Source organism: Chryseobacterium lineare (genome assembly GCF_977014045.1).
Genome location: NZ_CDRNIQ010000001.1, coordinates 2705075 through 2717362, shown reverse-complemented (window position 1 = coordinate 2717362; position 12288 = coordinate 2705075). Strand labels below are relative to the sequence as shown.

The following is a 12288-nucleotide window of genomic DNA, read 5'->3' as shown; positions in this document are numbered from 1 at the left end:
TTTAATTTTTTCCTACTCTATTTAGCTTTTCGGATTCCGCTTTTTTCCTAATTTAGTGAATTTAGAAATACTAAAAAGATTCTTATTAAATCTCTTCATCTTCGGCTAATTCATCAATGAAATAATAAATATCTTCACGGTCATACTTATCCGGAAACTGATATCCGTTGATCAAAATTATCGGGGTAAAATTAAGCCCTGCATCCCTGTTTTCTGCTGACATTTCAATAAGTGAAGTCAGGTCTTCATTGTTTGAATTGGTTCCTGCTTTCTGTCTTAATTTATTTTCATCCCTGTTTTCAAACCAATATTCAATAAGATTTAAAAATTCCTGTTGGGTTTTATGTTGATAAATGTACATAAAATCGGAAATCAGATTCGTAAATTTTTCGTTCTGTTTATCGGGTGAATAATTGAATCTCATCTGAACTGAAACCTCATCAGGATATTTTTCAAGTAAATTTTCCATGATTTTGTGGGCATCTTTACAAAACCCACAATAAGGGTTTGAGATGATGGAAAGATGAATTTTTGCTTCTTTATTTCCAACAAAAAAAGTTTCATTATTACTGAAAGTTACCTTTTCTTTTTCCAGCAGTTCTCTTTTAAAAAGATCATAATTTCTTTTAAATCTTAAATTTTTAGCGTTAGATTTCTGAAGACTTTCTTTTTCTTCTAGTGTATTATTAAGGTATAAAACAGAAGAAAACAGAACGATCCATAAAATAATACTTAATAAGGCAATCCCTGTGTCAAAATAAATATTTTCAAACAGAAAAGCGCTGATGAATAGCTGAGCTAAAAGAACAGAAATAATCAAAAGGCAAACGCGACAGAAAGTCCTTTCCACAAATCCCTGGATATACAGGGAATAGCCGATAGCAACGACCGAAGCGAGTGAAAAGCCTTTCACTACCAAAGATGTTGCAGGTAAAAATAATCCCAAAATGGTAATTCCTATAAAATAAATCAGAGAAAAATCGGAAAACTTAAGACCGAGAATACTTGTTTTATCCTGAGTAATAATTTTGTTACATGAATTGACAGACTGATTACCCGCTGTATCGCCGCAAATACTTCCGATGACCGCAGACGTATTTCCGAATTTCTGATTGAAAATTTCAAGAGAAATATAAACTCCGGCGAGGGAAAGGATATTAAATAAAGCCTCATACCAGGTCTGTGTCAAAATTGAATATACAAGTACAATTGCAAAAATGGCATAAACAAACGGCTTATAACTTGTAACAGATTTACTCTCTGTTTTATCTTTTTCAAACAGCAAGACGAAGTCCGTGGCTTTTTGATGAAGTTCTTCTTTGTTTAAAGTCTTTGCCTTATCAGAATAAATGGAATATTGATTCCCCGATTTTTTTACGATGGAGAAAGAATTATCCACAATGGCGATAAATTCCTCAGGAAGTTCATCCCAATATTCTTTGTCAAGCTCATACGCATCGTTTCTGACTCCCATAAAATTAAGTGTGTCACTAAATGCTAATGCTGAAGGGTAATTCGGATGCGAATTGAACTGAAAAAGAAACTCCTGTTTGTCGAGCTTGAGATGGTTAATGAGTTTTTCCAATAGCATATTAATATTTTTCCTCTAAAATAAGGAGATGTTTCAAAATAACAAATATATTTTCAATTTTATGTGATATATTGTTTTTTAGTAAATATAATTAAGGTCTTTATTTTTGAAATTTCGCCTGATTTAATTTTGAGAACTTTTATTATAAATTCTATTCACTTTCAAAATGAGAAGTATTTCTAAAATAAATTATTCGATATAATCACCTTTTAATGAGTAATAATGGGCGATTTTAAAAGAAAAATTAACGTTACATGAAGTACAGACTGAAATTTCAGTTTTCAAATTCTCCTAAATTTGTGAAAAAAAACTTTAAAATATTTTTTTTTTAATAAAATATATTGTACTTTTACAACGCCTTGAATGAGGGAACAAGTCAAGGTAATAAATTTTTTTTCATCATTTGTGTTTTTAGAATCGTATCGCCTGATACGGTTCTTTTGTTTTTTAACCCTTTTCGTAATTCAGGAGAAGATCAATAAAATAAGAATACGTTACGGAACCTTCCTGCTGATTACTTTTAAGAAAAATATTGTTGGTAAATCCAAAGAAATCGTCAAGTAGCCCTTGGTGCTTCAGGATGAAAGCTTTTTCATAAGCCCTGTCTTTTTTCATTTCTGGAGGATAATTCCGGAGTACATTTTTTACAAATTCAGGATCTTTATCGACTATATAATTTAATAAACTTTTTAACGTAAAATATTCTGTACTGTAGCGTAATTCTGGATTTTTTGAATTAACTCCAATTAGATATCCTATAAAATTAGCTTCCTGTTCTCTGGCAAACCCCAGTTGATGTGCGCTTTCGTGAGCAGATGTGAAAGGGATAAGCGTGTTGGGCAACTGAGAATTAAATTGTGATTCAGCCGTAAAAGGATTATAATATCCTAAAATACCGGTAAAGCTCATGATGTTTTTAAAGATGCTTGGCTTGAAAGAATTGATTCCAGATGCTTTTTTATTGGAAATATTTTCAGGAAGTAAAGTTTGTCGAAATAAAATTTCTTCCTGAACAGATTTCAAATCAGTTATGATGAATATTCCGTTTTTATCTTCTTCGGTAAGTTTTCTGGTGTCTTTACATTTTTGCAGATACTGTAATGCTAAAGCTTTAGCTTTATCAAGTGTGGGCGCCTTTTGAGAAGGGAGTTTATTAATAATCGGAGTCTGAAAATACAACATTCCCCAAAATATCTGATATATAAAGTAAAAGATATTGACAGATACAAAAATCTTTAATAAAGCATTTTTCCAAGTCTTTTTGCTGAAACATCTTACAACATGATAAAGGAGAAAAACTCCCAAAAGAATATAAAGCACATCGCCAAATGAAAAAGGAATCCATGCGAAAATAAGCTGATGAAGTTTCTTTTGAATTTCAAAAAACCGTTCAAAAAAAGAAATCATGATCGCAGATCTGGAAAACATGAAAAACAAAAGAAATTGGGCAAGTAATAAACCTGCCCAAACTCTTTTCTTATGTAATTTTTTTGTTGTATTAGTGTCCACTGCCTTTTGTGATTTTGTCAAGATCAATACCCTGAGATTTTAGGATTCCGCTTACTCTTATGGCATAGAAAGCAAGATACGCAAAACAGATTACCCCTACAATATAGCTAAAGTGAATATTAGTAAGATCCGCAACATATCCCTGGATAAGACTTACGATTCCGCCTCCCATAATCATCATAATCAAAAGACCGGATCCTTCATTCGTATGTTTTCCAAGACCGTTGATTGCCAATGCAAAAATACAAGGCCAAAGGGTAGAGCAGAATAAACCTACACTGGTGAAGGCATATACAGAGACCATCCCTGAAGTAAACATTCCTATTAATAAAGAAGCGATACCTGCAACAGAGAATATAAGAAGCATTCTCGCCGGGTTACCTTTACTCATGATATCGCAGATGATCATCGCAATAATGATTAATCCATATACGTAGAAATGGGAAAGATCGTGCTTCGCAATGGCATTCACCAGTAAGAACACCCCGAAGGCCAGATAAGGTGCCAAAAATCTTAAGATTTTTTTGATTCCTGCGCTTACATCAAAAGCTTCTACAGCTCCTGTCCAACGTCCGATCATCAAAGAAGCCCAATATAGAGAGATGTAAGGAGCCACATCTTTAGTTTCAAAACCTAAACTTTTTTCCATGTAGGCAGGAAGGTTACTCGCTGTAGAAACTTCCACACCCACATACACAAATATGGCAATCATCCCCATGAAAAGCTGCGGATACTGAAAAGCTGATTTTCTGTGTTCGCCGGGAACCAAATCATCCGTATTTTCAGTAACGGTTGGCGTAATAGCCGGAAGAGAAGAAAATTTCAACATAATAGCAACCAGAACAAATGCTACTCCTAATATAAGATAAGGGACCTTTACACTTTCAACACTTACGTCAGTCGTAGCAGCTGCTGCAGAGCCGAAAATCGCGAAAGAAACAATAAGTGGACCTATCGTTGTGCCCAGATTATTTATTCCTCCTGCCATGGTAAGTCTCTGAGAGCCTGTTTCAGCAGGTCCTACTTCAATAGCTAAAGGATTCGCTACAATTTGCTGCAATGAAAATCCTAACCCTACAATAAAAAGGCCTGAGATCATCAACGTGAAAGAATGCAGATTGGCTGCGGGATAAAATAAAAGTGTTCCTGCTGCAGAAATAAGAAGTCCTACAATAAGACCATTTTTGTAACCGATTTTGTTTACCAAATCCTGTTTTATACCTTTGGAAATTGCCATATAAATTAAAGAACCCACTGTATATGCCACATAGAAGCATATTTGAACCAGCATACTTTCGGTTTGTGATAATTTAAAAGCTTTTTGGAAAACCGGGATCAAAATGTCATTACTTGCCGCCACAAATCCCCAGAAGAAAAACACAGTAACCAATGGGATGAATTGTCCCCAATTGGTTTGTTTAGAATAATTTGACATATTTGTTGAAAATTTCTGAAAACAAATATATATTATTTCTTTTAATTATAGTGTTTTAGCAATGTTTTTTTTATTGTCTCAAAAGAAGACAATTTAAGCTCTTTTGGAGACGCGGAAGGGTATAAAATTCCGTTAAAATATACTTTTGCTTTACCCGGATAACCTTTTGAATTATCAAACGGAAAAATTTCCTTTAATCCGACGAAAGTATAGATCACGATTGGCGAATGATGCTTTGAAGAAAGTGTAAAAGCACCGTCTTTAAATTCATCCAGAATTATCGAAGTGTCATCCGGAACACCGCCTTCCGGAAAGATCACAATACTGTTTCCTTCCTCCATTTTTTCGGCGCACCTTCTGTAAACATCTGCGCGGCTTCGGGCGCTTCCCCGGTCTACCATTACACATATCCTTTTATAAATCGTTCCGAAGATCGGGATTTTTACGAGTTCTTTTTTTCCCACAAAACAGATCGGATGATCGGCACATAAGATGCACATCAGCATAATATCCATAATCGAAGTATGATTGGAAATAAAAACATACTGCTGATTCTTATCAAGTCTTTCATCGGAAAGTTTAGTCAGCTCATACCGCAGCCCCATACCGTAAAAGATGCAGTAGCTCCAGTACCTCACGAATCGGTAGGCATATTTATAATGCTTTTTATTAAATGATAACAGATAAACAGGAAGCCCGAAAATAAGGGTAAAAACAAATGCCAGTATCAGAAGCCATGCTCTCCAGAGATAGTTTAAAATCTTTGTCATTTCTATCCGTTAAAAATTACTTTTTTCTTAATCGAATAATTAAGAACGGAAACCAATAGAATCGCCGCAATCTTGCTCGTTATTTCAGGACTTAATGCATAGACGAAGAGATCAATAGTATCTTTAAAAACATAGCTGTAAAAAACCTGAAAGAAACCTAAGCTTAATAAAGTTGAAATAAAAGAGACTACCATAAAATAGGCAAATTCCTTTCTTTTAGAATGTTTTCCTCTTTCAAAAACAAACCAGATACTCAGAAAATAATTGGTGATAATTCCGCAGCTTGTCGAGAAAATATTACTTAAAGGATAGTGAATTCCGTGAAAATTAATCTCGCGAGGGAAAAACTGCGGTATCGTAGTGCTGAAAAGTTTAAAACTCCCGATTTCAACGACAGCGCTAAGCCCTCCTGCGATAATGAAGAATAAAACCTGTTTCTGCCGTAATAGTAAATCTCTCATCCGAATGATATAATGTGCAAATTTATAACTATATGTTAAACACTGAAAAAAGATGTTAAAAATTTTTTTAGATTCAAAATAATTTCTAATTTTAGTTTTCAGAATGATGTAAACCCCACCTGATAATAAATTCATTTTCAACTCCTTGTGTTGATGGTTTTTTCTATCTTGTAATATGATTAAATCATACGATCCAAAAAATTTTACGACCACATTTTAATAATATTTGTATGAAACGTCAAAACAAATACAGAAAATTCCAGCTTCAGCAGAAAAATATTGAAGCTCTTGAAAGAGATAATTCACGCTTTAAACGTGTCTATTCCGAGTATGAAAATATGTCTGAGGAGCTTTGGAATCTTGAAAATTCCGATAACGAACCGGTTCCCGATGATTTTATCAATGCCATGATCCTTCAGGCCTCCTATCTCGAAGACGAAATCGAAGACTGGCTGATACAGTTCAACGATAAAAAAGCAGAGATAAAACAGTAGTAAATGAATCGATTATCATAAAAAAGAGAACTTAAAATTTTTAAGTTCTCTTTTTTATTTAAATTTTTTATTAGCAATGTCATGCTGAGCGCAGTCGAAGCATCTATTTCACTTTGCATTCAATTCTTCAATCTCTGCCTTCAGATCTTTAATTTGTTGCTCGTAAATTGCAATGAGTTTTTGTGATAATTCGGAATTTTCATGATAAACCCTATTGTCTACTCCTTGATATCCTGTAGATTGTTCTTTTATTTCTTGATTAAAATTTTTTTGTGAATCAGTTTCCAATAGTTCATTCAAAGGAGTTTCTAGTATTTTAGAAATATCAACAAGCCTTTCCACAGTAAGTTTTGTTTCACCTGTTTCTATTTTTCTATAGGCTGAGGCACTCAGATCCAGATCATGAGCCATATTCTCATAAGAGAATCCTTTTTTACTGCGGATCTCCGCTATCTTTTTGATAATTTTTTCCATAATAGTAAAAATATTTTTCGTAAAAGTAATAATTTTTCCGAAAAAGTGAGAGATGTCTAACGAAATTAATTTTAGTTTTGGGGAAAATTAATAACAAAACGCAACTATGAAAAAAATTAGTTTTGTAAAGCTATTTATATTGGGATTGTTCTTGTTAGGATGTCGGGAACTAGATATTATTCAAAACGACGAAACTTCAAAAAAGGAACTTAAAATTTCGATCCTTAAGAGCAATGAAATTATAAAGAATACAACTCTTTTTAATGAGATTTCAAAAATTCAAAATGAAAAATTTTCTACTTACTCATTTTCTAAAAGTATTCAGGATTCTGTTTTATATGGAGCAATCATCTCTACAGAAAATGTAATGTTAGTAGAAAACGAAACTCAGAAGACTTATACATTTCCCGTAAGCAGATCTATTAAGAGTTCAAAAATTGAAAATTTAGTATTAAAACAAAAATCAGACAATATTTTTTCAGGTGTACTGATACAATATGATATTACAGATAAAGAAAAAGAACTCTTTATTTCCGGTCATGATATTGATGTTAAAAATAAAATAAAAATTTTTGATATTGATGCTATAAGAATAAATTTGAATTCAAGAGTGCAGACTGATGCTATTGGATGTTATTCAATTACTTGGGAAACCGGGTGGTGTTCAGAAGGAATACACTCATCAGGAAATGATGCTGGAATGTACTGTAGGAGGAGCACCTAATCCTACAATTATATCTATAGTGAATACATGTGGTGGTGGATCTGGAACGATCGACGATGGAGGGATGCCTTCCTATCCAAATCCATTTCCAGGTGATGGGGCTTCAGGAGGAGGTTATGATACTACACCTTATTCAGATACTGAAGCCGAATTGATAGAAATGAATAGGGTTTTCAGATTGAAGCTAAATTCATCTCAGCTTTCGTGGTATGACGCTCATCTTACATTAGGAATGGCTCTTGCGAGATTATATAATACTGATAAAACTATACAACACCTCACCTTTCTTAGATCAGTAATTGATTATATGAAAACCTCAAATAATGTTCAGGATAATTTGTTATATGCCAACATTATGAATTTTTTAAGACAAAATGGTAGTTATCAAGATAGTTGGGCATTAATTAATGATATTTTAGTTGAGCATAATCCTGATTTAGGAATTGGAGTTTTAAATTTTCTTATTCAAAATACTAATATATCATGGTTGGAATTTCAACCCTTTTTTAATTTTTTTAAATCTTTTACTGCAAATAATTCTAATGTAACTTGGCAACAGTTGGAAAATTGGTTTATTAAAGGTCAATTAGATTACCAGAATAGTTTAGACGTGGCATTTGCTGGAGATTTATCTGCACTTTCTCATGATCTATTAATTGCAAATCAAAATGGTACACTAAATCAATTGCAAGCTAGTTGGCCAAATTGGGAAAAAGTTAAGCAAAATATAAAGAATTCAATAGCTCATGGTGTGCATCAAACAGCAAAAATTGTAAAAACATATTATGATGAAGTAAGTAGTAATCCATATACTAATAATGCAGCAACCAGAGTTGTACTAAATACATATATTGATGCTCTTAGAAATGAAATAAAGCAGGCTACCAATATGAATAAAGATACAATGAATTGGCAAGATTTATTTAATATTTGGCTTTTTGAATTAATGCCAAATCCTTATAGCGGTATTAATTTTACATGGAGTTCGAATGTTATAAATGGTAATACACTTTATAATTCAACAACTAATGCTGTTTATAAATTTCCAAAAGGTGAACCAGATATGATGAATGATGTTAAGAATGGTTTAAACAATGGAAGTCTTAATGTAGGTGATAGTATAACAAGATATTTTCATTATAATTTCACGCAATATTATGCTACATTATCTAATCAAAATGTAGGCATACAAATGTTAGGATCTTATCCAACAAAAGCTACTGTTATTTCAAAATCAGGTAATTCAGCTGTTATAAGATTTTATATTTATAATATTTTAGGTTGGGATTCGGGAACTAGATTTGTTCAAACAAATAATGGAACCATTGGTGTGATTCCTAATAAAGAAATAGGGGAGGGATTACATTTAGGTGGAAATTTAATAAATACTTACACATGGGAAGAAGTTATAGTGTTTTAATATTAATAATTATAGTGTCAACTTTTATAGGCTGTAGTAATGTAGAAGAGTATCCCGATGATCTTCCTGATTATCATATTTCTCTTAATGAAGCGGTTGGGGATTATGTATATATTCCACAACAAAATATTGAATATAATAGGAATGATTTCAAATACCTTAATCTTAGAAAAGGAGATACATTAAAATTAGAGATAAAGAATGATTCAACATTCATCTTTAATTATTTTTATCATGATAAGGCTATAAAAACGAAAAATTTTACAGATAAATTTACAGTATATCCAACAGAAAAAAATATATTGATTTTTAAAGGGTATCCTGATGGATCACAATACATTGGTGGAACAAGTGGCTTTAAAAAAGGAAAAAAAGTATATTTCTACATTCGATTAAAATCCCCTGATGATAATAGTGATTATGCATATACATTGTATTATCAAAAAATGAAATAACTTATGAAAGATATAGCTAAAGTGATTTTTAACAAATTTTTTATACTTTTTGTGCTCTTTCCTTTCTATTTGTTTTCACAAAAGCAGGATAGCTTTAAAAGCATCTCTTTCACCCAAAAAGATTCAATCACTAATTTAGAAGAATATAAAAAAGGACAGAGAGAAATAATTACCCAGTTGGAGAATAAAACGGTGGATTTTACACAATCTTTAACAGGTAGAAGTTCTGAAAAAATAAGCGAAACAAACAGATACTTAGTGGATAGCTTAGTGAATTCTATGTCTCAAAATGAATTGGACAAATCCATTATAGTGTATCATTATAAAAATATCGACAAAAGCATATGGAAGCGATGGGAAGCAAAAGAAAATGGTGACACACTATCACTTCCTGTATTTATGGATCTTTCGAAAGAAAAAGAATATTATCGTTATCCATATGATGGAATAGATCAGTATTCTTATATTTTTGATAAAATAAAAAGTTTAAAAATAAAAGAATTTCGAAAGGATAGGAAAAGTATTCAAGGAGTAGAATGTTTCAGAATAAAATGTAGCTACTCTCGGATTATAGAACATCAAAAGGAAGATAATGGAGAAAAAATTCCTGATGATATATACAAAATAGAAGCGGATATGTGGGTAGCAGAAGAAATAAAATCCATTTATCACCCTGCTTTTAAGGTACGCGAAATTTTAGAGAAATATTATCCTTTATATATAGAAGAGAAAAGTTCTCAAAGTCCGGGAATGATCAGAAAAATAATTTTGCATGAAATGAATTAAAAATATATTGATAGTGGAAATGAACGGCTCAATTTAAAATGCTTACAAGTTTTTATATGAAAGAAAGGACTTTTTTTATGATACTGGTATTGGTGATCAATATTAATAATATTTACTTTTTCGAGTATAATTTATTATTTTTTTAAAAAATGGATTTATGAAGAGAAATAAGCTCCTACTTATATCATTATTTCTTCTGCTTTTGCCATTAATTTTAAAAAGCCAAGAATTGACTGTTTTTAATCAGGATACATTGTGGGGATATAAAGATAAAATGGATAGTATTGTAATAAAACCCCAATACCAATTTGCGAAAAAATTCATGAATAACTATGCTGTCGTTTATAAAAATGATTCCGCAGGAATTATTGATAAAAAAAATAATGTAATTATTCCCTTTAAATACAATCTTCTTCAATATATAGAAAATGATCATTTCTTATTTGGATATCATGCAAAATATTTTGGAGAATATAATATGGGGATTATAGATAAAAATTTAAAAATAATAATTCCAGGAAGCTTTTATTATATACAAAAAAATAAAAACTTCTATAAGGTTACTAAAAATGTTGACACAATTTTAAAGTCAAATGATTCAGGAGATCTACGATCAGTAAAAAGTTTATATGGCTTGTTTGATCTTGATGGGAAAGAGGTTATTTCATGTATATATGATCAAATTATATTTTTAAATGATAATTTAATTGTTGCAGAAAAAGATAATTTACAGGCATTGTTCAATTATAAAGGTATTGCATTGACCAAGTTCATTTATATGGTATTTGGAGATTTTCATGATGGCTTAGCGAAGGCTAGAATAGGAGATAAATATGGATTTATTAATGAATTAGGTGAAGTCGTAATTCCTATCAAATATAATTATTGCAATGAATTTATTAATGGGTTATCAGTTGTTACCTTAAATAAAAAATGGTTGGCTATAAATAAAAAAGGAAAAGTAATAGTACAGCCTAAAGATTCATATGAAGATGTGAAAAAAATTCTTAATAGTATGAATTAGAGATTTTTCACAAATTAAAAAAGCGTAAAAAACTTTCTGCGGTTTTATCTTCAAACCAAAATTTTTTCTAAATTTACCACAGTTTAAAAAACACATATATGTCAAAAAATGAAACAGGGCATGCAAAAAACATTGCAAACGCCAACCTATTATGTTCTCACATTGCCGATTTGGGGGCAAAATACAATCCTTCTAATCAGAAATTATCACTCGCCAATCTTCATAATATTTATAGTTCCGCTTTTGCAAGTCAGGAAACCGTAAATAATTCCGTAGCACCTTATTCTTTAGCCGTAGACCATCGCGAAAAAACCTTTGCTCCCATAAGTAAGAAAATCACCAAGCTTCGCAAAATGTATAAAGTAACGGAAGGAGTGACGCAGGCTCAGCTCGAAGACTTTATGACCATTGCCAGAAAGCTCAAAGGCATAAGAAAAGTAAAACCCGTAGCAACAACAGATGCGGAAGAAGAGCAGAAACAAAACTCCGTTTCGCAGATGAGCTATGATTTCAGAACCAACAATTACGATCAGCTCATATCACTTCTTCAGAATACGCCCAATTACAATCCCAACGAAACAGAATATCAGGTCTTAACATTACAGCAGGAGAAAAATGAAATGTTTCAGGCAACGCAAGCTGTTACAGATGCCTTTATTCCTTTAAATGCTGCCAGGAGTTTGAGAAATCAGACGGTCTATAACGCAGATGATAATCTTATAGATATCTTCAACAAAGCAAAAGACTATCTATTTACCATTCTCGACAGCCACTCCCCCGAATACAAAGCTATCTCCAAAATAAAATTCAAAAAACGTTAAAACGATAAGAGCTTATATAATTTTTATGTAAGCTCTTTTTATATAAAAACCTACTTTAGTTTTTTTATATTTTAAATCTTCCGTCATTATCAATCTGTTTGTCATCTCCGTAGAAATCTATGCATAGTATTAGAAAACTCATTGCCGCTAGAAAAATCCTCGAAAGTTTTAACAATAAAATTTAAGTAAAAACATCTGCACTTATAAAATATCTTGATATTCTTAATATATCTTAGCTCCTTAAATAATCTTAATGGTTTAAAATATGCTCAAGCACTAGCTCCTTGTATTACTTCCATAAACGAAGTGCCTTTGTTTACCTTA

Annotated in this window: 13 protein-coding genes; 7 read left to right on the top strand and 6 right to left on the bottom strand. The window is 31.7% G+C overall.

Annotated features, from left to right (window positions below):
• Positions 1–85: 85 nt before the first annotated feature.
• From ACWNCI_RS11985 to ACWNCI_RS11965, 5 genes are all read right to left on the bottom strand, one after another.
• Positions 86–1591, bottom strand: coding sequence for a vitamin K epoxide reductase family protein (locus ACWNCI_RS11985; protein WP_449388481.1), 1506 nt, complete (start codon positions 1589–1591; stop codon positions 86–88).
• Between the two features lie 447 nt (positions 1592–2038).
• Positions 2039–3100 (bottom strand): DUF3810 domain-containing protein, encoded by a 1062-nt coding sequence (locus ACWNCI_RS11980; RefSeq protein WP_449388480.1) that lies wholly within the window; start codon positions 3098–3100, stop codon positions 2039–2041.
• Positions 3090–4535, bottom strand: coding sequence for a sugar MFS transporter (locus tag ACWNCI_RS11975; protein WP_346984093.1), 1446 nt, complete (start codon positions 4533–4535; stop codon positions 3090–3092). Before ACWNCI_RS11975 ends, ACWNCI_RS11980 begins: the two co-directional genes overlap by 11 nt.
• Before the next feature lie 41 nt (positions 4536–4576).
• The gene (locus ACWNCI_RS11970) at positions 4577–5305 is read right to left on the bottom strand and encodes a lysophospholipid acyltransferase family protein (RefSeq protein ID WP_449388479.1); all 729 of its coding nucleotides are present in this window, start codon (positions 5303–5305) and stop codon (positions 4577–4579) included.
• Between the two features lie 2 nt (positions 5306–5307).
• Positions 5308–5766 (bottom strand): GtrA family protein, encoded by a 459-nt coding sequence (locus tag ACWNCI_RS11965; protein ID WP_449388478.1) that lies wholly within the window; start codon positions 5764–5766, stop codon positions 5308–5310.
• Positions 5767–5996: 230 nt separating this feature from the next.
• On the opposite strand from ACWNCI_RS11965, the gene ACWNCI_RS11960 reads away from it, so the two are divergent.
• Complete coding sequence (locus ACWNCI_RS11960) at positions 5997–6260, top strand: hypothetical protein (RefSeq protein WP_346984095.1); 264 nt, start codon at positions 5997–5999, stop codon at positions 6258–6260.
• 108 nt (positions 6261–6368) lie between these two features.
• On the opposite strand, the gene ACWNCI_RS11955 is transcribed toward ACWNCI_RS11960, so the two are convergent.
• Positions 6369–6734 (bottom strand): helix-turn-helix domain-containing protein, encoded by a 366-nt coding sequence (locus ACWNCI_RS11955; RefSeq protein WP_449388477.1) that lies wholly within the window; start codon positions 6732–6734, stop codon positions 6369–6371.
• 106 nt (positions 6735–6840) lie between these two features.
• Here ACWNCI_RS11955 and ACWNCI_RS11950 point away from each other — a divergent pair, with 106 nt between their 5' ends.
• From ACWNCI_RS11950 to ACWNCI_RS11925, 6 genes are all read left to right on the top strand, one after another.
• A complete protein-coding gene (locus ACWNCI_RS11950) occupies positions 6841–7458 on the top strand; it encodes a hypothetical protein (RefSeq protein ID WP_449388476.1) in 618 nt (205 codons plus the stop codon).
• Positions 7355–8878: a hypothetical protein gene (locus ACWNCI_RS11945; protein WP_449388475.1), complete on the top strand. Its 1524-nt coding sequence runs from the start codon at positions 7355–7357 to the stop codon at positions 8876–8878. The genes ACWNCI_RS11950 and ACWNCI_RS11945 overlap by 104 nt, the downstream gene beginning before the upstream one ends.
• Positions 8854–9333 carry a hypothetical protein gene (locus ACWNCI_RS11940; RefSeq protein WP_449388474.1) on the top strand — a complete coding sequence of 160 codons (480 nt, stop codon included), beginning with the start codon at positions 8854–8856 and terminating at the stop codon, positions 9331–9333. Before ACWNCI_RS11945 ends, ACWNCI_RS11940 begins: the two co-directional genes overlap by 25 nt.
• Positions 9334–9336: 3 nt before the next feature.
• A complete protein-coding gene (locus ACWNCI_RS11935; RefSeq protein WP_449388473.1) occupies positions 9337–10119 on the top strand; it encodes a hypothetical protein in 783 nt (260 codons plus the stop codon).
• A 157-nt stretch (positions 10120–10276) separates the two neighbouring features.
• Complete coding sequence (locus ACWNCI_RS11930; RefSeq protein ID WP_449388472.1) at positions 10277–11143, top strand: WG repeat-containing protein; 867 nt, start codon at positions 10277–10279, stop codon at positions 11141–11143.
• Between the two features lie 98 nt (positions 11144–11241).
• Complete coding sequence (locus ACWNCI_RS11925; RefSeq protein ID WP_449388471.1) at positions 11242–11964, top strand: hypothetical protein; 723 nt, start codon at positions 11242–11244, stop codon at positions 11962–11964.
• The last annotated feature ends 324 nt before the right edge of the window (positions 11965–12288 follow it).